This is a genomic window from Microbacterium sp. AG238 (assembly GCF_003610405.1).
Taxonomy (GTDB): Bacteria; Actinomycetota; Actinomycetes; order Actinomycetales; family Microbacteriaceae; genus Microbacterium.
Window position 1 is genome coordinate 1,501,982 of record NZ_RAQC01000001.1, and the last position, 22,906, is coordinate 1,524,887.

Sequence of the window (22,906 nt, forward strand, 5' to 3'; positions counted from 1 at the left end):
GCGGGTCGTCTCCGCCCGGTCCGAGGGCTCCACCTTCGGGAAGGCATCATGCTCACATTCATCCTGCGCCGCCTGATCTCGGGCGTCGTGCTGATCGCGGTGATCTCGTTCCTCGCGTTCGTCCTCCTCTACGCCGGCGGCGGCGACATCGCACGCCGCATCCTCGGTGAGAACGCGACCGCCGAGACTGTCGCGAAGAAGACCGAGGAACTCGGTCTGAACCGCCCCCTCCTCGTCCAGTACGGGGACTGGGTCGTCTCCGCTCTCTCGGGCAACCTCGGCCGCAGCTGGTTCACGGGCGAGCTCGTCTCCGTGAGCGTCAGCGGACGCCTCGCGGTCACGCTGTCGCTCGTCCTGGGCGCGACCATCGTCTCCGCCATCCTCGCCGTCGTCCTGGGCGTCCTCGCCGCGCGTCGCGGCGGCATCGTCGACGGGGCCGTGCAGTTGCTCTCGCTCGTCGGCTTCGCCGTGCCGGGCTTCCTCATCGCCCTGCTGCTCGTGCTCGTCTTCGCGATCAACCTCGGGTGGTTCAAGGCGACCGGCTACGTGCCCATCACGACGTCGCCGACCGGCTGGCTCGCCTCGGTGACCCTGCCCGTGGTCGCCCTCTCGTTGGGCGCGATCGCGACGGTCGCCGCCCAGGTGCGCGGCTCGGTCATCGACGCCATGTCGCGCGACTACGTCCGCACGCTCCGCTCGCGCGGCCTCGGCATGCGCTCGGTCATCTACAAGCACGTCCTCCGCAACGCCGGCGGACCCGCGCTGGCCGTCCTGGCCGTGCAGTTCGTGGGCCTCCTCGGCGGCGCGGTCGTGGTCGAGCAGATCTTCGCCATCCCCGGCATGGGGCAGCTGAGCGTCCGCTCCACCACCCTCGGCGACGTCCCCGTCGTCATGGGCCTCGTGATCGCCTTCGCGATCATCGTCGTCATCGTGAACCTCCTGATCGACCTCGCCCAGGCCGCTCTGAACCCGAAGGTGAGACTGTCATGACCGCCGTCGACGTCCCTCCCGCCGTCCCGATCGCCCCCGTGCGGGTGAATCTGTTCCGCCGCCTGTTGAAGAAGCCTCTCGGGGTCATCTCGGCGCTGTTCCTGCTGCTGGTCGGCGTCATCGCGATCATCGGCCCCGCGATCGCACCGCAGGACCCCAATTTCGCCGACATCCGCAGCATCCTGGCCCCGCCCGGCGCCGCACACCTGCTCGGCACCGACGGCAGCGGGCGCGACGTGCTGTCGCGACTGCTCGCCGCGACGCAGACGAGCGTCGCCGCCGCCCTCATCGCGGTCGTCGTGGCCGTCGTGCTGGGCGTCGTCAGCGGACTCATCGCCGGTTACTACCAGGGCTGGTTCAACACCGTCGCCACCTGGGTGACGGAGCTGAACATGGCGCTGCCCGGCATCGTCGTCCTGCTCGCGGCGCGCGCCGTGCTCGGCCCGTCGGTGTGGATCTCGATGCTGATCTTCGGCATCCTGCTCGCCCCCGCGTTCTTCCGTCTCGTCTACGCGGCGGTCACGGCGGTACGCGGCGAGCTGTACGTCGACGCCGCCCGCGTCTCTGGTCTCGGGGACGGCCGCATCATCGGCCGCCACGTCCTCGCGGTCGTCCGGGCGCCCATCATCATCCAGGGCGCGATCATCTCGGGCATCGCCCTGGCGATCCAGTCGGGCCTGGAGTTCCTCGGCCTCGGCGACGTCAACGTGCCGACGTGGGGGTCGATGCTGACCGACGGCTTCAAGAACATCTACAAGACGCCCGTCCTGATGATCTGGCCCTCGCTCGCGATCGCCCTGACGTGCATCGCGCTGACCCTGCTCGCCAACGTCATGCGCGACGAGCTCGAGCGCACCGTCACCGTCCGCCGCAAGCGTCGTCGTGCTGTCACCACCGCGACCGGCTCGGTCGCAGCCGTCACCACCTCGGTGTCGACCGGGGGCGGCGAGCCCATCGAAGACCTCGACGAGCTGCCGGTCGTCGAGGGCACCGGCGTCATCGTCCACCCGGAGGACGCGCGCAGCAAGGCGACCGAGCGCGTGCTCGAGATCCGCGACCTGCATGTCGGCTACGACCAGCCCGACGGCTCGCACATCGAGGTGGTGCACGGCGTCTCGCTCGACATCCGCAAGGGCGAGGTGCACGGGCTCATCGGCGAGTCGGGCTCGGGCAAGACGCAGACCGCCTTCGGCGTGCTGGGTCTCCTCCCCCGCGGCGGCCGGGTGACCGACGGGTCGATCCGCTACGAGGGCATCGAGCTCGCCGACGCCTCCGACCGGGTCTACGCGGGGGTGCGCGGCAAGCGCATCGGCTACATCCCGCAGGAGCCGATGAGCAACCTCGACCCCGCCTTCACGATCGGCAGCCAGCTCGTCGAGCCCCTGCGCGCGACGCTCGGCCTGTCGAAGAAGGATGCGACCGAGCGCTCGCTCGACCTGCTCGCCCGCGTCGGCATCCCCCAGCCCAAGCGCACGTTCGACGCCTACCCCTTCGAGGTGTCGGGCGGAATGGCGCAGCGCGTGCTGATCGCCGGGGCGGTCTCAACCGATCCCGACCTGATCATCGCCGACGAGCCGACGACCGCTCTCGACGTCACGGTGCAGGCCGAGGTGCTCGATCTGCTCCGCGACCTGCAGGCGGAGCGTCACATGGCGATGCTGCTCGTCACGCACAACTTCGGCGTCGTCGCCGATCTGTGCGACCGCGTCACGGTCATGCAGAACGGGCGCTTCGTCGAGCAGGGCCCGGTGCGCTCGATCTTCCGCGACGCACGTCATCCGTACACCCGAGCGCTGCTCGACGCGATCCTCGACGAGGGTCCCGCCCGCCCGGCGCTGGTCACGAAGGGAGCGAGCGCATGACCGCTCCGCTGCTCGAGGTCTCCGACCTCGTCGTCGAGTACCCCGGCAAGGGGTTCCGAGCCGAACCGTTCCGCGCCCTCAAGGGGGTCTCGCTCGACATCCTCCCGGGCGAGACCGTCGGGCTCGTGGGCGAGTCGGGGTCAGGAAAGACCACCCTCGGCCGCGCCGCGCTGGGGCTCGCCCCCGTCACCGAAGGCTCGATCGTCTTCGACGGACGCGACATCTCGCACCTCTCCCGGCGTGAGCGGCGCCCCCTCAGCGCCGACATCCAGGTGGTCTTCCAAGACCCGTACTCGTCGCTGAACCCCTCGATGACGATCGAGCAGATCCTCACCGAGCCGCTCACGGCCGCCGGCGTCGGCACGCGCGAGGCCCGCGACCGGGTCCGCGAGCTGCTCGACCAGGTCGGCCTCCCCGGTGATGCGCGCAGCCGCCTGCCGCGGGAGTTCTCGGGCGGTCAGCGTCAGCGCGTCGCGATCGCCCGTGCGCTCGCACTGCGCCCCCGCCTGATCGTCTGCGACGAGCCGGTCTCGGCGCTCGACCTGTCGACGCAGGCCCGCGTGCTCGACCTCTTCATCGAGATCCAGGAACGCACCGGGGTGGCCTACCTCTTCGTGACGCACGACCTCGCGGTCGTCCGACACGTGAGCCACCGCGTCGCGGTGATGTACCGCGGCGAGATCGTCGAATCGGGCGACGCCGACCAGGTCACCGCGCGGCCGGAGCACCCGTACACGCAGCGCCTGTTCATGGCCGCACCCGTTCCCGACCCCGATCGGCAGGAGGAGCGTCGCGCCGCCCGACGCACGTTCCTCGCGTCGGAGGCCGCGCGCGGCGCAGCCTGAACGGATGCCGGGGCTCCCGTTCCGGCGCCCCGGCATCCCCCTCCCACCACCCCCCTCTCGCTTGGAGTCCCCGTGACCGCGTCCACCGACCACCTCCGTCCCCTGCTCGACCGCCTCACCCTCGAGGACAAGGCCGCCCTCGTGCAGGGCGCCGACTTCTGGACGACGGTGCCGCTGCCCGGGATCGGGCTGCGGGCGATGACCCTCTCGGACGGACCCGCGGGTGTGCGGGGCCCCCGTTGGGACGAGCGCGACCCGTCGCTGAACCTGCCCTCCGGCTCCGCGCTCGCGGCGTCGTGGGACGCCGACCTCGCCTACCGGTACGGCGCGGCCTCGGCGTCGGAGGCCCGCCGGAAGGACGTCGACGTCGTGCTCGGCCCGACCATCAACCTGCACCGCTCCCCGCTCGGCGGACGTCACTTCGAGTGCCTGTCGGAGGACCCCGAGCTCACCGGCGAGCTCGGTGCCGCGTACGTGCGCGGCCTGCAGGACAACGGGGTCGCCGCGACGCCGAAGCACTACGTCGCCAACGACTCCGAGACCGACCGCTTCACCGTCGACGTGCAGGTCGACGCCCGCGCGCTGCGCGAGCTCTACCTCGCCCCCTTCGAGCGCACGGTCGCGGATGCGGGCGCCTGGGCCCTCATGAGCTCCTACAACTCCGTCGACGGCGTCACGATGACCGAGAACGACCTGCTCGAGAACCCGCTGAACTCCGAGTGGGGCTTCGACGGCGTCGTCATCAGCGACTGGACCGCCGTGCGCTCGCTCGGTGCCGTCTCCGCGGCGCAGGACCTCGCGATGCCGGGCCCGGCGCCGGCGTACGCCGACCTCGTCGCCGCGGTGCGCGACGGGCGGGTCGACGAGGCCGATCTCGACCGCAAGGTGCTGCGCATCCTGCTGCTCGCCGAGCGGGTCGGCGCCCTGGGCGACAGCGCCCCGCGCGAGACGGCCGCCGTCGACGGCGTCGCGTTCGCACGGGAGGCCGCCGTCGCCGGGACCGTGCTGCTCCGCAACGACGGGACGCTGCCGCTCGATGCGGACGTCCTCCGTCGGGTCGCCGTCATCGGCCAGAACGCCCGGGATGCGCGGACGCAGGGCGGCGGCTCGGCGACGGTGGTGCCCGAGCGCGTCAGCTCGCCGCTCGATGCGCTCCGCGAGACACTCCCGGGCGCCGAGGTGCGCTTCGAGATCGGCGCCGTCGTGCAGGAGGGCGTCGCCGAGCTGCCGCTGTCGCAGCTGACGAACCCGGTGACGGGCGAGCCGGGCATGCGCGTGAGCTTCCTCGACGCCGCCGGCGCCGAGATCTTCGCCGAAGACCGCCGCTCGACCGCCCTCGTGTGGTTCGGCGGCGGCGCCCCGATCGCCGAGAGCTCGACGATCGTCTACGAGACGCGCCTCACCCCGGCCGAGTCCGGCGAGATCGAGCTCGGTTTCGCCGGGGCGAACCCCGGCCGTCTCTTCGTCGACGGCGAGCTGCGCCTCGACGACGCGCCCGTGCTGACCGGTACCGACCTCGGCGCGGCGTTCCTGAACCCGCCCTCGCTCACGGCGCCGGTCACGGTGACGGCGGGCACCCCCATCGACATCCGGGTGGAGTTCGCCCGGGCGGGCAACGGTGCGATCGCCGGCGCCTTCTCGGCCACGGTCGGCGTCGCCCCCGAGCGCACAGACCCCGACGAGCTGATCGCCCGCGCGGTCGACGCCGCCGCCGCGGCCGAGGTCGCGATCGTCGTCGTCGGCACGAACTCCAAGGTCGAGTCCGAGGGCTACGACCGCGTCGACCTCGACCTTCCCGGCCGCCAGGACGACCTCGTGCGAGCGGTCGCGGCCACGGGCACCCCGACGATCGTCATCGTCAACGCGGGGTCGCCGGTCGTGCTGCCGTGGGCCGGCGAGGTCGCCGCCGTGCTGCAGGGATACTTCGGCGGCCAGGAGTTCGGCCACGCCCTCGCCGACATCGTCACCGGCGCAGCCGAGCCCGGCGGGCGCCTCCCCACGACGTGGCCCGCTGCCCTGTCGGACGTCCCCGTCGCCGAGGTGACGCCGACCGACGGCGTGCTGCGGTACGACGAGGGCATCCACATCGGATACCGGGCCTGGCTGCGCGACGACGTCGAGCCCGCCTTCGTGTTCGGGCACGGGCTCGGCTATACGACCTGGCGATGGGATGCCGCCGAGCGACGCGGCGACGCGCTCGCGGTGACCCTCACCAACACCGGCGATCGCGCGGGCAAGCAGGTCGTGCAGGTCTACGCCGAGCGGGCGGGCTCCGCCGTCGACCGGCCGGTGCGGTGGCTGGTCGGCTTCGCCGTCGCGCGTGCCGAGGCCGGCCAGACCGTGACGGTCGAGATCGCGGTCGACCCGCGCCTCCTCGCGTACTGGGACGGCGCCTGGGTCGTAGAGCCCGGCACCTATACCCTGCACACGGGAGCGTCCGTGGCCGAGCTCCCGCTCACCGCCGAGTGGGAGGTTCCCGCATGACCACCGAATCGATCACCGAGCTGACCGGCATCCTCCGCGGGCACGCCGACTATCGCCTGACCGACGTGGTGACCGACCTCGAGGGGCTGCTCGCCGCGGACCCCGACCTGTCGTTCCAGGTCGCGGCGATACACCGAGGCCGCACGGTGCTCGACGCCTGGGGCGGCCCGCACCTCGACGGCGACTCCGTCATGGTGCCGTACTCGGTGACCAAGAACACGATCGGGCTCTCGATCGGCCTGCTCGTCGAACGCGGCGAGATCGACCTCGACGAGCGCGTCGCGCACTACTGGCCCGAGTTCGCGGCGAAGGGCAAGGCGGCGGTCACCGTCCGCCAGCTGCTGTCGCATCAGGCCGGGCTCCCGCAGACCGACGATCCGCTCACGTGGGACGAGCTGCTCGACCACCACGCCGCCGCCGCGCGGCTGGCGGAATCGACACCGTTCTGGCACCCCGGCAGCGCATTCGGGTACCACGCGATCACGATCGGCAGCCTCGGCGATGAGCTGGTCTACCGCGTGACCGGCCGAACTCTCCACGAGTTCTACGAGACCGAGATCCGGGCGCCGCACGCGATCGAGTTCCACCTCGGGCTCCCCGCTGAGCTCGAGCACCGCCAGGTGGACGTGCTGCCGATGATCCGACCGGTGTCCGACACCGCCGAGCGGTCGTCGTCGACGCTCGGCCCGAAGGTGTTCGCCCCCGCGGCGGGCGGCATCGACCTCGCCAACTCGCCGCGCAGCTGGCGCTACGGGCATCCCGCCGGCAGCGGCACCGGCTCGGCCCGCGGTCTGGCCCGCCTGTTCGCCGCCATGGTCACGGGGGTCGACGGCGCCGCGCCGGCGCTCGGCCCCGAGACCGTGGCCGCGATCGGGCAGCAGCAGATCCGCGGCTACGACGAAGTGCTCCATCAGCACGACCGCGCACACGCCATCGTCTTCCAGAAGCCGTCGCAGCAGCTCGCCTTCGGCGGTCCTCGCGCGTTCGGGCACGACGGGGCCGCGGGCGCGCTCGCCTGCGTCGACCCCGACACCGGGCTCGCTTTCGCCTGGACGATCGCCCGCGGTCCCTGGCCGGGCGGCGCCGATCCGCGTGCGGTGGCGCTGGCGGCCCGGCTCGGCCGCATCCTGGGCGACGCATGAGCGCCGCCGTCGCGACGCTGCGCGCCGAACTGCGCGACGACACGGCGTTCGTCGCAACGCCCACCCCGCGACTGAGCTGGACGGTCGGAACGGACGAGCCCGATTGGATGCAGCGCCGGGCCGAGATCGACGACGGCTCGGGCCCGGTCGCCCTCGAGTACGACGAGAGCGCGCTCGTTCCGTGGCCGTTCACCCCGCTCGCCCCGGGCGAGACGCGACGCGTGCGCATCCGGGTCGAAGGCATGTCGGGCACGGCGACGCCCTGGAGCGATGACCTCGTCGTCACCGCGGGCTTCCTCGGCGACGACGAATGGGTCGCCGAGCCGATCGGGCTCGCCGACCCGGAGCGCCCGGCGCAGCCCGCCGTCGTCCGTACGAGGTTCCGGCCGGCCCGCCCGGTCTCGCGCGCGATCCTCTTCTGGACGGCGCTCGGATCGGCTGAGCCCGAGATCAACGGCAGCGCCGTCTCGGACGAGGTGCTCGCGCCGGGATGGACCGCCTACCGCGATCGCCTGGTGCACGAGACCGTCGATGTCACGGCCCTGATCCGCGACGGTGACAACGAGCTCTCCGCGACGCTCGCGGGCGCCTGGTACACCGAGAAGTACGGGTTCTTCGCGTTCGCCGACCGCCTCTACGGCGACCAGCCGTCGTTCCTCGCACAGCTGCGGGTGACCTACGACGACGGCACGAGCGAGACCCTCGCCGCGACCAGTGCAGGATGGGAGGCGGCGGGCGACGGCCCGGTCGTCGACTCCGGCATCTACGCCGGCGAGCACCAGGACCTCGCACGCGCCGCGACGGAGTTCTCGCCGGCGAGGGTCGGCGCCGCGGCCCGCCCCGATTACGAGAACGTCCCGACGCCCGAGGCTCGCATCGCACCGCCGGTGCGCCGCACCCAGACGCTCCCGGTGGCCGAGGTGCTCACCGCACCTTCGGGCGGCCGCATCCTCGACTTCGGCCAGAATCTCGTCGGCCGGCTCCGCCTGCGCGTGCGCGGCCGGGCCGGGCAGCGCGTCGTCGTCCGCCACGCCGAAGTACTCGAGCACGGGGAGCTCGCCCTGCGGCCGCTGCGCAACGCCGCCGCGACCGCGACGTTCGACCTCACCGGCGACGACGATGTGCTCGAGTCGCGCTTCACCTTCTACGGATTCCGCTACGCAGAGGTCACCGGCGCCGACGTCGACCCGGCCGACATCGAGGCCGTCGTCCTGCACACCGACATGACGCGCACCGGGTGGTTCTCCTCGTCGGACCCGCTGATCGACCGACTGCACGAGAACGTCGTGTGGGGGATGCGCGGCAACTTCCTCTCGATACCGACCGACTGTCCGCAGCGCGACGAGCGCCTGGGCTGGACCGGCGATCTGCAGGTCTTCGCGCCGACGGCATCCTTCCTCTACGACTGCGCCGGATTCCTGACGTCGTGGCTGCGCGACCTCGCCCACGAGCAGCGCCGCAGCGGCGGCTCGGTCCCCGTCGTCGTCCCCGCCGCTCTCACGGCCTTCGGGGCGTTCGGGGTGAGCCCGGCGGCCTGGGGGGATGCCGCGACGGTGGTGCCCACCGTGATGCACGAGCGCTTCGGCGACCGCGACGTCGTCGCCGCGCAGTACCCGAGCATGCGCTCGTGGGTCGACGCGGTGGCAGCGGATGCGGGCGAGAGCGGGCTGTGGGCCGGACGCATGCAGCTGGGCGACTGGCTCGACCCTTCCGCTCCCCCCGACAAGCCGGGCCAGGCGAAGGTCGACTCCGACATCGTCGCGAGCGCCTACTTCGCCCGGTCGCTGCGGCTGGTCGCCGACGCGGCCCGCCTGCTCGGGTTCGACGCGGATGCCGCGCATTACGGGGCGCTCGCGGAGCGCAGCCGCGCGGCCTTCGTCGCGGAGTACGTCACCCCGGCCGGCCGGATGGTCAGCGACGCCCCGACCGCATACGCGCTCGCACTCGAGTTCGACCTCGTCGTCGACCATGAGGCGCGGGCGGCACTTGCGACCCGACTGGCCGACCTCGTCCGCGAAGGCGGCTACCGCATCGGCACCGGATTCGTGGGCACACCGCTGGTCGCCGACGCCCTCACCGAGGGTGGGCGGTTGGATGCCGCCGAGCGCCTGCTGACGCAGACGCAGTGCCCGTCATGGCTGTACCCGGTCACGCAGGGCGCGACGACCGTCTGGGAACGCTGGGACTCGCTGCTGCCCGACGGCAGTGTCAACCCGGGCGAGATGACCTCGTTCAACCACTACGCGCTCGGCGCCGTCGCCGACTGGCTGCACCGGACCGTCGCGGGCCTGGCCCCGGCGGCCCCCGGTTACCGGCGGCTGCGGATCGCGCCGCGCCCGCTGCGTTCGCTCGACCACGCCGCGGCGCGACACCTCACGCCGTACGGCGAGGCGAGCGTGGCGTGGCGCCGCGCGGGCGGAGAGATCGTGGTCACCGCGACCGTGCCGCCGAGCACCCGCGCCGACGTCGACCTGCCGGGGCTGCGCGCCGAAGTCGGATCGGGGACGCACGAGTGGCGATTCACGGCCGAGAGCCCGACGGCGCTCCCCCCGCTCGACGGACTGAGCGCCTCGCTCGCCGACGTCATCGACGACCCACGGGCGTACGACGCTCTGCTCGGCACGCTGGACCAGCACGCCCCCGACCGGGTGCCGGCCGTGCGCGACGAGACCCGCTGGGGTTCGGGCCGCACGGTGAGCTCGGTGCTCATGTTCAGCCCGCCCGACCTCCTCACGGCGGTCGACTCCGCGATCCGCGACGCCACCGCGTCCTGACCCGCCCGTCACCGCACACCCTTCACCGCATACCCTTCACCGCCCAGGAGGCATGAATGTTCGACCGCGCCACGACCTTCGGCGAAGCCCTCGACGACCCCGCCGCCCGCGCCATCCTCGAGCGGTACATGCCCGGTGTCGCGGCCTCGCCGATGGCGACGCAGTTCCGGGGTGGACGTCTCGGCCAGCTCGTCGCGATCGTGCCGGCGCTCGAGAACCTCGACGAGCGCGAACGCTTCTTCGCCGCCCTCGCCGAAGTCGGGACCGGGGCGGCCCGCCCGCCGTACGCGCCCGCGATCGACCCCGACCCGTCATACGAGGGCGCCGACGTCGCGCGGGGGTCGGCGACGGTCGAGGTGCCCGCGAGCGCGGCGCTGTGGGATCCGATCGAGATCCGGCTCACCGGACCCGCCCACGGCAATCCGTTCGTCGACGTCGAGGTCGACGCGGTCTTCGAGCGGGGCGGTGCCGAGGTGCGGGTCGGCGGCTTCTACGACGGCGACGGCGTCTACATCATCCGCGCCCTCGCCGACACGCTCGGAGCCTGGAGCTTCCGCACCCGCTCGACCGCACGCTCACTCGACGGCGTCACCGGCGGGCTCGAGGTCGTCGCGGCACGCGCGGGCTCGCACGGCCCGGTGCGCGTCGACGGCTTCCACTTCCGGCACGCCGACGGCACCCGGCACCGTCCGCTCGGCACGACCGCGTACGCCTGGACGCACCAGCCCGACGCCCTGCAGGAACAGACCCTCGCGACGCTCGCCGCCACGTCGTTCGCGAAGCTGCGCATGTGCGTCTTCCCGAAGTCGTACCTGTACAACAGCGACGAGCCCGCGGATTTCCCCTTCGCGGGGAGCCTGGCCGAGGGGTTCGATCTCGAGCGTTTCGACCCCGCGCACTTCCGCCGCCTCGAGAAGCGGATCACTCAGCTCGCCGAACTCGGCATCGAGGCCGACATCATCCTGTTCCACGCCTACGACCGATGGGGCTTCGCCGACCTCGGACCCGCCGTCGACGAGCGGTACCTGCGCTATGTCGTGCGGCGCCTGTCGGGCTACGCGAACGTGTGGTGGTCGATGGCGAACGAGTACGACCTGCTGTGGTCGAAGGACCTCGACGACTGGGAGCGGCTCGCCGCGGTCGTCGGCGAGGAGGATGCATTCGGCCACCTCAACTCGATCCACAACTGCCGTCCCGTCTACGACTACGACAAGCCCTGGATCACGCATGTGAGCATCCAGCGCGTCGACGTGTACCGCACAGCCGAGAACACCGACCAGTGGCGCGAGCAGTGGGGCAAACCCGTCGTCATCGACGAGTGCGCCTACGAGGGCGACATCGACCAGGGTTGGGGCAACATCACGGGCGAGGAGATGACGCGGCGCTTCTGGGAAGGAGCGGTGCGCGGCGGCTACGTCGGCCACGGCGAGACCTACTACCCGCCGGCGCACGGCCGCGACGACGAGGTCCTCTGGTGGTCCAAGGGCGGTGAGCTGCACGGCTCGTCCCCCGACCGGATCGCGTTCCTCGAACGACTCCAGGCCGAGTCGCCGACCGGCGTCTGGGATCCCCTGCCGAGCGACTGGGACGTTCCGTGGGGCGGCGTCGCCGGGGCCGTGAAGATCGGCTACTTCGGCTTCAACCGCCCGCGGTTCCGCAACGTCATCCTCGACGAGGGCGCATGGCGGGTCGAGGTCGTCGACACGTGGAACATGACCGTCGAGCCGGTGCCCGGCGAGCATCGCGGCCAGCTGCGCGTCGAGCTTCCCGGCCGGCCCTACATGGGCATCCGCCTCACCCGCGTCGCCGACTGACCCGCGACCCGCGTGGGTCAACCCGCGAGGTCCCAGTTCAGCCGGGTATGGCGTCCGGATAACCGGCCGAAGTGGGACCTCGCGCGCCAGGGATCAGGGGGCGATGCGGCGGGCGGCCGTCGCCATATGCGCGGCCATCGCCGATGCGGCGGCGTCCTCGTCGCCCGCCGCCACGGCACGGGCGATCACCTCGTGCTCGGCGAGCGCACGACGGGCCTGCTCGTCGTCGTGCACCGCGCGGTCGGCGTAGACCTGCAGCAGTGACCGGACGACGTGCAGCAGATCGATGAGCATCGCGTTGCCCGCGATGCGTGCGAGCTCGTGGTGGAATGCCAGATCGGCACGGGCGAACGCGCCGAGGTCGCCCAGCGTCGACCGCATCCGTTCGACGTGCGCTTCGAGATCGCCAGAACCGGCGGCGGCCGCCGCCAGACGGGCGACGTAGATCTCCAGTCCCGACCGGAGCTCGATCAACTCGTGCGTGTTCCGCTCGCCGATGAGCAATCCCCACCGCAGCGTCTGCGGCAGCAGCTCGCTCGCCGCGCCGCGCAGGTACGTTCCCGAGCCGGGGCGCACGTCGACGATCCCGAGGATCTCGAGAGCGGCGAGCGCCTCGCGCACGGCGGACCGCCCGACCTCGAGGGTCGCGGCCAGCTGCCGCTCCGGCGGCAGCCGCGTGCCCGGGGCGACATCGCCCGAGGTGAACAGATCGAGCAGGCGTCGCGCGACCTCCGAGACGGGTGTGCGCGCCGGGAGCGCTGCGAGGGATGCCGCGAGGTCGGGCGATCCGTCGGAGCGATAGGCGGGCATGACCACAAACCTACCCGGCAGGAATGAGGTTGCAATTGGTCAACCGGTTTGCCAAAATAGCCGGGCGATGAGGCAACTCGTCGCGCAACCGACGATGGGAAGTCAGCGTGGACACCTCTTCCGAAACGGAATCACCCGTAGCCCGTTCCGCGATCCGCAAGGTCGCTATCCGCCTCGTGCCGTTCGTGGCGTTGATGTTCTTCATCAACTACCTCGACCGCACCGCGATCGGCTTCGCAGCACCGAACGGCATGAATGACGACCTCGCCCTGAGCGCCGCCCAGTTCGGGTTCGCGTCGGGCGTCTTCTTCATCGGCTACATCCTGCTCGAGGTGCCCTCCAACCTCGCGCTGCACCGGTTCGGCGCCCGCAAGTGGCTCGCGCGCATCATGGTGAGCTGGGGCATCGTCGCGGTGCTCTTCACGTGGGTGCAGAACTTCGAGCAGCTCGTCGTCCTGCGCTTCCTGCTCGGCGTGGCCGAGGCCGGCTTCTTCCCCGGAGCGATCCTGTTCCTCAGCCTGTGGGTGCCCTCGCGCTACCGCGGCCGCATCCTCATGCTCTTCTACCTGGCCCAGCCCCTCACCACCGTCATCGGCGCCCCGCTGGCCGGCGCCCTCATCCAGCAGCACGGCGTCTTCTTCGGGCTCGAGGGCTGGCGGTTCATGTTCCTCGGCGTCGCGATCCCCGCCGTCATCGTCGGTGTCGTCGCCTGGTTCTACCTCAAGGACTCCCCCGCGGATGCCGCATGGCTCACGGCCGAGGAGAAGACCTGGCTCACGGGTGCTCTCGCCGCCGAGCGTTCGGCCACGGAAGCCCGTGAGAAGCACGTCTCCGCGCGGTTCGCGTTCCGCAGCGGACGAGTGTGGGCCCTGTCGTTCATCTACTTCGGCTTCATCTACGGCCTCTACGCCCTCGCGTTCTTCCTGCCCACGATCATCGAGGGCTTCCAGGAGCAGACGGGCCAGACCTTCGACGTCTTCCAGAAGGGCCTGATCACCGCGATCCCGTACCTGCCCGCCGCGATCGTCATGGTGCTGTGGTCTCGCGACGCGCACCGCCGCGGCATGAAGACCTGGCACATCGCGGTGCCCGCCGTGGCCGGCGCCGTCTCGATCCCGCTCGCGCTCTTCGCGGGGTCGCCCGCCGCGACGATCGCCGTGATCACGGTCACCGCGTGCGCGATCTTCGCCGCTCTGCCGAACTTCTGGACCCTGCCCACCCGTTTCCTCACGGGAGCCGCGGCCGCCGCCGGCGTCGCGCTGATCAACACCGTCGGCAACCTCGCCGGGTTCAGCGCGCCCTACATCACCGGCGCCGTCCGCGACTGGACCGGCGGGTACGAGATGCCGATGGTCATCGTCGGGGTCGTGATGCTCGTGTCCGCCGTGCTGATGGTGCTGCTCGCCCGCGGCAACCGGATGGCGCCCGCCGCCGTCCCGCACACAGGTGAGACGACGGCCGTGACGCAGAACGGTCCCGCGGCACGATGACCCGCCTGTGGAACGCACCGGCCGACTTCGCCGACGAGATGATCGAGGGCTTCGTCGCGGCCAACGCGCGCTACGTCCGCCGCGTCCCGGGCGGCGTGGTCCGTGCCACCCCGGCGCCCGAGGGCCGGGTGGCCGTCGTCGTCGGCGGCGGGTCGGGGCACTACCCGGCCTTCGGCGGGCTCGTGGGCGCGGGCCTGGCCGACGGCGCCGCGATGGGCAACCTCTTCGCCTCACCGTCGGCCCAGCAGATCAACGCCGTCGCTCGCGCGGCCCACGCGGGCGGCGGGGTCCTCTTCTCGTACGGCAACTACGCCGGCGACGTGCTCAACTTCGACGCCGCGCAGGAACGCCTGCGCGGCGAGGGCATCGCCTGCGAGACGGTCGCCGTCACCGACGACATCGCCAGCGCGGCGGCCGACGAGCAGCACCGGCGACGCGGGATCGCGGGCGACCTCACCGTGTTCCGTTCCGCGGCGGGTGCGGCATCCGCCGGGTACGACCTCGCGGGCGTCGCGCGCGTGGCGCGTCTCGCCAACGACCGCACCCGTTCGTTCGGTGTCGCGTTCTCGGGATGCACGCTGCCGGGTGCTCCCGCGCCGTTGTTCAGCGTCCCGGATGGTCGCATGGCGATCGGCCTCGGCATCCACGGCGAGCCGGGCATCGACGAGAGCGATGTGCCGACGGCCGACGGGCTGGCCGAGCTGCTGGTCACGACGCTGCTCGCCGAACGGCCGGACGGCGCAGACGCACGCGTCGTGCCCATCCTCAACGGCCTCGGTTCGCTCAAGTACGAGGAGATGTTCGTCGTCTATCGGCGCATCGCCCAGCTGCTCGCCGACGCCGGCCTCGAGGTGATCGACCCGCACGTGGGCGAGTACTGCACGAGCTTCGACATGGCCGGTACCTCGCTCACGCTGTTCTGGCTCGACGACGAGCTCGCCGAGCTGTGGGAGACCCCCGTCGACGCCCCCGCCTACCGCCGCGGAGCCGTCGCCCCCGAGGCCTCCGCCCGGTCCGGCGAGTCCGGCGCGACGGCCGACGCGGACGCAGCCGACGCGGCCACCGCAATCGTCCCCGGTGACACCGACTCGCGATCGGTCGCCCGCGTGGTGGTCGAGGTCGTCGACGCGGTCGCCCGCACCGTCGACGCGCACGTCGATGAGCTGGGACGCATGGACGCGATCGCCGGCGACGGCGACCACGGCATCGGGATGCAGCGCGGCTCGCACGCCGCCCGCGCCGCCGCGCACGAGGCCGAGGCCGCCGGCGCTGGCGCGGCGACGACGCTCGCCCGCGCCGCCGACGCCTGGTCCGACCGTGCCGGCGGCACCTCCGGCGCGCTGTGGGGCGTCATCCTCACCTCGGTCGCGAGCGCGCTCGGCGACGCGGGCCGACCGGATGCCGCAGGAGTCGCGGCCGGGGTCGCCGCCGCCACCCGCGGCGTGATGTCGTACGGCAAGGCCGAGCTCGGCGACAAGACGATGGTCGACGCCCTCGTGCCCTTCAGCGCCGAGCTGTCGGCCGGCGTCGCCACCGTGGCCAGCCTCGCCGAGGCCTGGCGCACGGCGGCATCCGTCGCCACCTCGTCCGCCGCCGCGACCGCCGCGCTGCTGCCCCGCATGGGCCGGGCGCGCACCCACGGCCAGCACAGCGTCGGCACCCCCGACCCCGGCGCGCACTCGCTCGCCCTCATCGCGACCGCCATCGGCGACGTGCTCGCCCACCACGAGAGGACCCCGTCATGACCGAACCGCTCCGCATCGTCATCGGCTGCGACGACGCCGGCTTCGACTACAAAGAGGTGCTCAAACGCGACCTCGAGGCCAGCGACGACGTCGCGTCGGTCGTCGACGTCGGTGTGAGCGCCGACGGGCACACCCCCTACCCGACCGTCGCGATCGAGGCCGCCGAGCGGGTCGCACGCGGCGAGGCCGACCGCGCCCTGCTGATCTGCGGCACCGGCCTCGGCGTCGCGATCGCGGCGAACAAGGTCGCCGGCATCCGCGCCGTCACGGCCCACGACTCGTTCTCGGTCGAGCGCGGCGTGCTCTCCAACAATGCGCAGGTGCTGACGATGGGACAGCGTGTCGTGGGCATCGAGCTCGCGCGCCGCCTCGTCCGCGAGTGGCTGACCTATCGCTTCGACACCGCCTCCGCCTCGGCCGAGAAGGTCGCCGTCATCGACCGGTACGAGAGCACCGGCTCCTGCTGATGCCGCCCGTCGCAGCTTCCGGCGAGACGCCAACGCCACGCGTGACCGTCGGGGTGAGCCTCAAGGCGTACTTCGGCCGGCGCGCCGCGCGCGTGTGGTTCGGCGAGGTCGCCGCCGCGGTGGGCGCCCACGAGGCCGTCCGCAGCGGCGTCGTCGACGTCTTCGTCATCCCCACGTACCTGCAGTTCGACGACGCCCGCGACTTCCTCGCGCCCGTCGGCATCCAGGTCGGCGTCCAGGACGTCTCGGCTCATGAGCCGGGGGCCTTCACGGGCGAGATCACGGCGGCCGAGGTCGCCGAGTCGGGCGGGACGTTCGCCGAGGTCGGCCACGCCGAGCGCCGGCGCCTGTTCGGCGAGACCGACGAGATCACGGCGGCCAAAGCCGCGGCGGCCCTGCGCCACGCCATCACCCCGGTGCTGTGCATCGGAGAGTCGGAGCGGATGGATGCCGGGGCCGCGGCGCGCGCGAGCGTCGCGCAGCTCCACGCCGACCTCGCGGGCGCTCCCGCGGGCCGCGTCGTGGTGGCGTACGAGCCGGTCTGGGCGATCGGGACTCCCGAGCCCGCGCCGACCGAGCACATCGTCGCCGTGAGCCGCGCCCTGCGCGCAGCCCTCGACGCCGATCCCGCGCGCGCCGGATCGAGCGTCATCTACGGCGGCTCCGCCGGCCCCGGTCTGCTCGCTCGGCTCGAGGGCGCGGTCGACGGACTCTTCCTCGGGCGCTTCGCGCACGACGCGGCCGCCTTCTGCCGCGTGATCGACGAGGCTGCAGCCCTCGCGACCTCGCGCAGCCCCCGAGACGGAGCGACCCCGTGATCGGCCTCGGCACCTACGCCTTCCTGTGGGAGCACTCCGACCGTGCACCCCAGCCGCTTTCGCTCGTCGGCGCGTTCGAGCGCACGCGCGAGCTCGGCGTCGACCTCTTCCAGATCTGCGACTACGCCCCGCTCGAACGCATGGACGACGTCGAGCTGGGCGATGCCGCCGCCGCGGCCCGCGACCTCGGGCTGACGATCGAGGTCGGCACGAAGGGCGTCGCGCCCGAGCACCTGGCCCGATTCCTCGAGCTCGCGGCCGTCTTCGACGCGCGGCTCGTGCGCAGCATGATCTACGCTCCCGATTCGCGCCCGACGCTCGCGCAGGCCGAGATGTGGCTGCGCGGCATCCTGCCCGCCTACGAGTCCGCGGGCGTCGCACTCGCGCTCGAGACCTACGAGCAGGTGTCGACCGCCGATCTGACGCGCCTGATCGCGGCCATCGACAGCCCTGCCCTCGGCGTGTGCCTCGATCCGGCCAACGTCGTCGCGCGCCTGGAGCTGCCGCGCGAGACCATCGAGCTCGCCGCGCCGTACGTGACGAACATCCACGTGAAGGACTTCGCCTTCGACCGGCAGCCCGGATGGGTGGGCTTCACGTTCACCGGAACCCGCATGGGCGAGGGGCTGCACGACTACCCCCATCTGCTCGAGACCGTCCGGCCGCGCGATCGCGGGGTCAACGAGCCCAAGGTCAACGAGATCGTCGAGCACTGGCTGCCCTGGCAGGGCGATGCCCAGACCACTGTCCGAACCGAGCGGGAATGGACCCGCGCCACCCTGGAATACCTGAGGAGCACCTGATGAGCCACACGATCGCCGTCGTCGGAGCAGGCGGGAAGATGGGCATGCGCGTGTCCAACAACCTCGTGAAGACCGACCACACCGTCTTCTACGTCGAGAACTCGCCGGCCGGCCGCGAGCGCACGATCGCCGCCGGGCGCGAGCTGACGGATGCCGCCGCGGCGGTCGCCGACGCCGACATCGTCGTGCTCGCCGTGCCCGATCTCGCGCTCGGTCCGGTGACCGCCGATCTCGTCCCGCAGCTGAAGGCCGGCGCCATCGTGCTGACCCTCGACCCGGCCGCCGCCTACGCGGGGCTGCTCACCACGCGTGACGAGATCATCCAGGCCGTCGCGCACCCGTGCCACCCGTCGGTGTTCCTCGAACGCACGACGAAGGAGGAATGGGCCGACACGTTCGGCGGCATCGCCGCCCCGCAGGATGCGATTGCGGCCATCGAGTCGGACGACCCCGAGAAGAAGCGCATCGTCGAAGAGACCGTCCGCGCGATCTACGCGCCCGTCATCGATGTGCATTGGGTCACGATCAAGCAGCTCGCCCAGCTCGAGCCCACTCTCGTCGAGACCGTCGCCTGCATGATCGGCTCGCTCCTGAACGAGGCTCTCGACGAGGCGATCCACACGATGGGCGTGCCCGAGGCAGCCGCCCGCAGCATCCTGTACGGCCACACCCAGGTCGCCCTCGCGAACGGCCTGCGCGGCGACAACCCGTTCAGCGATGCGTGCCTGATCGCGATGGACTACGGTCGCGAGAGCATCATCAAGGACGACTGGAAGAAGATCTTCCGCGACGACGAGCTCGACAAGAACCTCGCGCGGATGCTGCACCTGGACCACATCGAGCGCTGAGGACGACGACGATGACGAGACTGCAGGGCAAGACGGCGCTCGTGACGGGCGCTGCGATGGGCATCGGACACGCCGTCGCCGAGCGGTTCGTCGCCGAGGGCGCGCGCGTCGTGCTCGCCGATCGCAACGGGCCGGCCGTGGCCGACGCCGCATCGGCCCTGGGCCCGCTCGCACGCGCGGTCACGATGGACATCGGCGACGAGACCGCCGTCGCGGCGGCGTTCGCCGAGCTCGAGGCGGCCGGCTGGACGCCCGACGTCGTCGTCGCGAACGCGGGCGTGCAGCTGTTCGGGCAGGACGCACCCGCCGCCGACCTCGATCTCGACGTCTGGCGGCGGACGATCGACATCAACCTCACCGGGACGTTCCTGACGGTGAAGTACGCCGTCCGCGCGCTGCTGTCGCGCGGCGGCGGGTCGATCATCCTGACCGGAAGCCCCACCGCGGTCAACGGCGAGGGATGGGCGTTCACCGCCTACAGCGCGTCGAAGGCCGGCGTACACGGACTCGGTCGCACGGTCGCCGCGGCATATGCCGACCGCGGCATCCGGGTGAACACCGTGCAGCCGGCGTACACCGAAACGCCGCTGGTGTCGGCGATCAGCGACGACCCCGAGTCGCGGGCGGCCATCGTCTCGCGCATCCCGGTCGGCCGCGCCGGCACCCCCGCCGACGTCACCGGCATCATGGTCTACCTCGCGAGCGACGAGGGCTCGTTCGCCACGGGGGCGACGTTCTCGGTCGACGGCGGCATGACGACCCTCTGAGGATGCCGACGATGTGGGGGCGCGCCGAGGCGGACCGACGACGGATCGGAGTGTGGGAGTTCGAGTTGCGCGGCGATGAGCTCGCCGACATCCGGCGAAGCGGACGGCGCGTGCTGCGCAGCATCCGGGCCGTCGTCCGCGACCGCGACTGGAACACGGCCGACCTCGTCGTCGACCGTGTCACCGCCACCGAAACGAGCCTGATGCTGCACGTCCGCACCGCCGACGAGCGGATGCCGCTGAGCGGTGTGGTGCGTGCCGAGGTGCGCGGCGAGAGCCTGCGGGTGCTGTGCGACCTCGAGGCGGCGTCGCCCCTCGAGACGAACCGCACGGGCCTCGTCGCCCTCATCCCGCCCGGCGCGGCCGGGGCCGGGCTGTCGGTGGCCCACAGCACGGGCCGGGTGTCGGACACGGCGCTGCCGGTCGCCATCAGCCCCCACCAGCCGGTGTTCGACATCGCGGGACTGCGGTGGCGCGACGACGGCGTCGAGATCGGGCTGGCGTTCGACGGCGATGTGTTCGAGATGGAGGATCAGCGCAACTGGACCGATGCCTCGTTCAAGGTCTACAGCCGGCCGCTCGCGCTGCCGTTCCCGTACGAGGTCGGGGCCGGTGAGCGGGTGCGGCAGGCGATCACCGTCACCGCGGACCTCATGGCGAACACTGCCGTGGTGGCGACGTCGGATGCCGCGTTGATGGCGGATGCCGCAGCCGGAGGCCACGGGACCGAGGACGCGCTGATCGAGCTGCGTCGTGCCGGGGCCTTCCCTGAGATCGGGCTGAGCGCGTCGACCGCGCCGGGCCCCGCGCCCGCGCCTGCGCACGTCGGGCGTGGCGATGCGGCGAGCACCCTCGTCGAGCTCGACCTCGCGTGGCCGGGATGGCCGGCGGCGCTCGAGCGCGCGGCATCCGAGGGTCCGCCCCTCGACGTCCGCCTCGTGCTGCCCGCCGAGGCGGGGGTCTCGGATGATGCGGATGCCGCGATCGCCGCATCCCTCTCCGACGCGGTGACCGCGCTCGCACGTCATCGTGTGGCCCGGGTGGCGGCGTTCCAGCCCTCCGGGCCGGCCCGTCACATCTCCGACGAGGCCACGGTCGCGCTGCTCCGAGGCGCGCTGGATCAGTCGGGCCTGGCCGTACCCATCGTCGGCGGCGCACGCTCGCACTTCACCGAGTTCAACCGCGAGCACCACCGCCTGCCGCGGCATCTCGCGGGGCTGACGTTCAGCGTCACCCCGCTCTTCCACAGCCGCGACACCGAGCAGCTCGTCGAGTCGCTCGCGATGCAGCGACTCGTGGCGACGCAGGCGGTCGAGATCGGCGGCGGGGTGCCGGTGCACGTCGGGCCGGTCTCGCTGCGCCCGCATTTCAACGACGTCGCCACGACGGCGCCACCGCGCCCTGCGGCATCCGATCTGTCGGCCGGCTACGGCACGCACCTGACCGACGCGGACGACCCGCGGCAGCGCTCGCCCGAGCTCGCGGCCTGGACGATCGCGAGCGCCGCGGCCCTCGCGGTGCGCGGCGTCGCGAGCCTGACGTTCTTCGAGTCGTGGGGTCCGCGCGGCATCCTCGCCGCGGACGGCACGGCGCTGCCCGCCGCCGAGGCGATCGCAGCCCTCACCGCGCTCGCGGGCGGTGAGCTCCTGTCGGGCTCGAGTCCCGACGGCCTCGTCTGGGCCGTCGGCGCCGAGCGCCACGGCCAGGTCACGGTGCTCGCAGCCAACCTCGACACCCGTCCCCGCACGCTCACGGTGACCACCCCCGCCGCTCTCCCCGCCACCCCCGCTGCTCTCTCCCCCGCCGCTCTCCCCGGCGCTCTCCCCGGCGCTCGCCCTGCCGCCGTCTCCCTCGCCCCCGTCATGCTCTCCCCCGGCACCTGGTCCCGGTCCCGCCTCTGACGCGCCTCGCCCGCCGAGGACGCGCATCCGCACGGTCAGACCGCCCCAGCACCGTGCAGATGTGCGCCCTCGTCGCCCGGTAAGAGCGGAACCGGGTGGGGTGGGCGCGAAGTCCCCGTTCGGCCGGGAATGCGGCGCACAGAACCGGCCGAACTGGGACCTCGCGGGGGCAGCAGGATGCGGGGGCAGCAGGTGCGGGAGGGGCAGCAGCGGGGCGGGGGCTGGGGTCAGGCGGTGGAGTCGCGGACGACGAGCTCGGGGCGGAAGCGCACGCGGCGCTCGTGCTCGCCGGCGGGGTCGTCGAGGCCGCGCAGCAGGAGGTCGACGGCGCGGTATCCGATCTCGTGCGCGGGCTGGCGTATCGAGCTGAGCGGCACGACGGTGGCCGACGCGAAGTCGATGTCGTCGTAGCCGATGAGCGCGACCTCGTCGGGCACCCGCAACTGGCCGAGCACCGAGAACGCCTGCAGCACCCCCACGGCGAGCAGGTCGTTGGCCGCGAACACGGCGTCGACGCGGTCGTCTCCGCGACGGTCTCGCAGCAGCTCTCCGGCGGCGCGCCCGTGCAGGACCGACAGGGCGGGCACCGCGATCTCTTCCAGCCGTGCACCGGCGACCTCGGCCACCGCTCGGCGCGCACCCTCGAGACGGTCGGCGACCTGCCGGATCGACACCGGCCCGCGGACGAACGCGATACGCCGACGCCCGCGTGCCAGAAGGTGCGCCACGGCGAGGTAGCCGCCCTCGACGTCGTCGACCGACACCGAGGCGAACACGTCGTCGGGCACCTCGCGGTCGACGAGGACGACCGGGACGCCGGCCGCCTGCAGCCCGCGCAACCGCTCGAGATCGTCGCTCGCAGGAGTCACGAGCACGCCGTTGACGCGCTGCTCGCGGAAGAGGTCGAGATACGCCGATTCGCGCTCGGGCTTCTCGTCGCTCGTGCTCAGCAGCACCGCCATGCCGCTCTCGGCAGCGCGCTGCTCGGCGCCCCGGGCCACCTCGGCGAAGAACGGGTTGCCGATATCGAGCACCACGAGGCCGATCGAGCGGCTTCGCCCGGCCCGCAGCTGCCGCGCCGCGTCGTTGCGGACGAACCCGAGGTCGGCGATGGCCTGCTGCACGCGCGCGACCATCTCGGGCGACACGCGCGTCGGATTGTTGAGGACGTTCGAGACGGTCCCCACCGACACGGATGCCGCGACCGCGACATCCCGCACGCTCACTGCCATGCACACCACCGTAGCGCGAGCGCGACAGCAACGGCAGGATATGGGTAAGCGCTTGCCGTTTGTGCCCGCGCTCGCAAACCGCTACGCTCGTGAAACGATTCACACCAGCTCACC

Annotated in this window: 17 protein-coding genes; 15 read left to right on the plus strand and 2 right to left on the minus strand. The window is 72.3% G+C overall.

The features are described from left to right. Positions 1-48: 48 nt before the first annotated feature. The 7 genes from DEU36_RS07060 (at position 49) to DEU36_RS07090 (ending at position 11,911) form a co-directional block, all read left to right on the plus strand. Positions 49-990 carry an ABC transporter permease gene (locus DEU36_RS07060; protein ID WP_120263529.1) on the plus strand — a complete coding sequence of 314 codons (942 nt, stop codon included), beginning with the start codon at positions 49-51 and terminating at the stop codon, positions 988-990. Next, complete coding sequence (locus tag DEU36_RS07065; protein ID WP_120263530.1) at positions 987-2,852, plus strand: dipeptide/oligopeptide/nickel ABC transporter permease/ATP-binding protein; 1,866 nt, start codon at positions 987-989, stop codon at positions 2,850-2,852. Before DEU36_RS07060 ends, DEU36_RS07065 begins: the two co-directional genes overlap by 4 nt. Beyond that, complete coding sequence (locus DEU36_RS07070) at positions 2,849-3,697, plus strand: ATP-binding cassette domain-containing protein (protein ID WP_120263531.1); 849 nt, start codon at positions 2,849-2,851, stop codon at positions 3,695-3,697. The genes DEU36_RS07065 and DEU36_RS07070 overlap by 4 nt, the downstream gene beginning before the upstream one ends. 198 nt (positions 3,698-3,895) lie before the next feature. Continuing rightward, a complete protein-coding gene (locus DEU36_RS07075) occupies positions 3,896-6,181 on the plus strand; it encodes a glycoside hydrolase family 3 protein (RefSeq protein WP_259455346.1) in 2,286 nt (761 codons plus the stop codon). Next, entirely contained in the window at positions 6,178-7,323 is a 1,146-nt protein-coding gene (locus DEU36_RS07080) for a serine hydrolase domain-containing protein (protein WP_120263532.1), read from the plus strand. The genes DEU36_RS07075 and DEU36_RS07080 overlap by 4 nt, the downstream gene beginning before the upstream one ends. Continuing rightward, a complete protein-coding gene (locus tag DEU36_RS07085) occupies positions 7,320-10,097 on the plus strand; it encodes a family 78 glycoside hydrolase catalytic domain (RefSeq protein WP_120263533.1) in 2,778 nt (925 codons plus the stop codon). Before DEU36_RS07080 ends, DEU36_RS07085 begins: the two co-directional genes overlap by 4 nt. A 56-nt stretch (positions 10,098-10,153) precedes the next feature. After that, entirely contained in the window at positions 10,154-11,911 is a 1,758-nt protein-coding gene (locus DEU36_RS07090) for a DUF5605 domain-containing protein (protein ID WP_120263534.1), read from the plus strand. 93 nt (positions 11,912-12,004) lie between these two features. Here DEU36_RS07090 and DEU36_RS07095 read toward each other — a convergent pair whose 3' ends face one another. Continuing rightward, a complete protein-coding gene (locus DEU36_RS07095; protein ID WP_120264417.1) occupies positions 12,005-12,721 on the minus strand; it encodes a FadR/GntR family transcriptional regulator in 717 nt (238 codons plus the stop codon). Positions 12,722-12,828: 107 nt separating this feature from the next. Here DEU36_RS07095 and DEU36_RS07100 point away from each other — a divergent pair, with 107 nt between their 5' ends. The 8 genes from DEU36_RS07100 to DEU36_RS07135 are packed head-to-tail and all read left to right on the plus strand — an operon-like array spanning position 12,829 to position 21,560. Then, the gene (locus tag DEU36_RS07100; protein ID WP_120263535.1) at positions 12,829-14,211 is read left to right on the plus strand and encodes an MFS transporter; all 1,383 of its coding nucleotides are present in this window, start codon (positions 12,829-12,831) and stop codon (positions 14,209-14,211) included. Continuing rightward, positions 14,208-15,956, plus strand: coding sequence for a dihydroxyacetone kinase family protein (locus tag DEU36_RS07105; protein WP_120263536.1), 1,749 nt, complete (start codon positions 14,208-14,210; stop codon positions 15,954-15,956). Before DEU36_RS07100 ends, DEU36_RS07105 begins: the two co-directional genes overlap by 4 nt. After that, the gene (locus DEU36_RS07110; RefSeq protein ID WP_120263537.1) at positions 15,953-16,423 is read left to right on the plus strand and encodes a ribose-5-phosphate isomerase; all 471 of its coding nucleotides are present in this window, start codon (positions 15,953-15,955) and stop codon (positions 16,421-16,423) included. The genes DEU36_RS07105 and DEU36_RS07110 overlap by 4 nt, the downstream gene beginning before the upstream one ends. Further along, positions 16,423-17,241, plus strand: coding sequence for a triose-phosphate isomerase family protein (locus tag DEU36_RS07115; protein ID WP_120263538.1), 819 nt, complete (start codon positions 16,423-16,425; stop codon positions 17,239-17,241). Before DEU36_RS07110 ends, DEU36_RS07115 begins: the two co-directional genes overlap by 1 nt. Beyond that, positions 17,238-18,044 (plus strand): sugar phosphate isomerase/epimerase, encoded by an 807-nt coding sequence (locus DEU36_RS07120; protein WP_120263539.1) that lies wholly within the window; start codon positions 17,238-17,240, stop codon positions 18,042-18,044. Before DEU36_RS07115 ends, DEU36_RS07120 begins: the two co-directional genes overlap by 4 nt. Further along, positions 18,044-18,892: a phosphogluconate dehydrogenase C-terminal domain-containing protein gene (locus tag DEU36_RS07125; protein WP_120263540.1), complete on the plus strand. Its 849-nt coding sequence runs from the start codon at positions 18,044-18,046 to the stop codon at positions 18,890-18,892. The genes DEU36_RS07120 and DEU36_RS07125 overlap by 1 nt, the downstream gene beginning before the upstream one ends. 11 nt (positions 18,893-18,903) lie before the next feature. Beyond that, positions 18,904-19,659: an SDR family NAD(P)-dependent oxidoreductase gene (locus tag DEU36_RS07130; RefSeq protein ID WP_120263541.1), complete on the plus strand. Its 756-nt coding sequence runs from the start codon at positions 18,904-18,906 to the stop codon at positions 19,657-19,659. Positions 19,660-19,661: 2 nt separating this feature from the next. Further along, on the plus strand, positions 19,662-21,560 hold the full coding sequence (locus DEU36_RS07135) for a hypothetical protein (protein ID WP_183045310.1): 1,899 nt from the start codon (positions 19,662-19,664) through the stop codon (positions 21,558-21,560). Between the two features lie 227 nt (positions 21,561-21,787). Here the strand turns inward: DEU36_RS07135 and DEU36_RS07140 are convergent, their stop codons facing one another. Next, the gene (locus DEU36_RS07140) at positions 21,788-22,792 is read right to left on the minus strand and encodes a LacI family DNA-binding transcriptional regulator (protein ID WP_120263542.1); all 1,005 of its coding nucleotides are present in this window, start codon (positions 22,790-22,792) and stop codon (positions 21,788-21,790) included. Between the last annotated feature and the right edge of the window lie 114 nt (positions 22,793-22,906).

Coding starts and splice junctions, on each gene's coding strand:
- DEU36_RS07140 (WP_120263542.1), bottom strand. CDS start 22,792: ATGGCAGTGAGCGTGCGGGATGTCGCGGTCGCGGCATCCGTGTCGGTG.
- DEU36_RS07130 (WP_120263541.1), top strand. CDS start 18,904: ATGACGAGACTGCAGGGCAAGACGGCGCTCGTGACGGGCGCTGCGATG.
- DEU36_RS07080 (WP_120263532.1), top strand. CDS start 6,178: ATGACCACCGAATCGATCACCGAGCTGACCGGCATCCTCCGCGGGCAC.
- DEU36_RS07070 (WP_120263531.1), top strand. CDS start 2,849: ATGACCGCTCCGCTGCTCGAGGTCTCCGACCTCGTCGTCGAGTACCCC.
- DEU36_RS07110 (WP_120263537.1), top strand. CDS start 15,953: ATGACCGAACCGCTCCGCATCGTCATCGGCTGCGACGACGCCGGCTTC.
- DEU36_RS07095 (WP_120264417.1), bottom strand. CDS start 12,721: ATGCCCGCCTATCGCTCCGACGGATCGCCCGACCTCGCGGCATCCCTC.
- DEU36_RS07075 (WP_259455346.1), top strand. CDS start 3,896: ATGACCCTCTCGGACGGACCCGCGGGTGTGCGGGGCCCCCGTTGGGAC.
- DEU36_RS07125 (WP_120263540.1), top strand. CDS start 18,044: ATGAGCCACACGATCGCCGTCGTCGGAGCAGGCGGGAAGATGGGCATG.
- DEU36_RS07135 (WP_183045310.1), top strand. CDS start 19,662: ATGCCGACGATGTGGGGGCGCGCCGAGGCGGACCGACGACGGATCGGA.
- DEU36_RS07090 (WP_120263534.1), top strand. CDS start 10,154: ATGTTCGACCGCGCCACGACCTTCGGCGAAGCCCTCGACGACCCCGCC.
- DEU36_RS07085 (WP_120263533.1), top strand. CDS start 7,320: ATGAGCGCCGCCGTCGCGACGCTGCGCGCCGAACTGCGCGACGACACG.
- DEU36_RS07060 (WP_120263529.1), top strand. CDS start 49: ATGCTCACATTCATCCTGCGCCGCCTGATCTCGGGCGTCGTGCTGATC.
- DEU36_RS07105 (WP_120263536.1), top strand. CDS start 14,208: ATGACCCGCCTGTGGAACGCACCGGCCGACTTCGCCGACGAGATGATC.
- DEU36_RS07115 (WP_120263538.1), top strand. CDS start 16,423: ATGCCGCCCGTCGCAGCTTCCGGCGAGACGCCAACGCCACGCGTGACC.
- DEU36_RS07065 (WP_120263530.1), top strand. CDS start 987: ATGACCGCCGTCGACGTCCCTCCCGCCGTCCCGATCGCCCCCGTGCGG.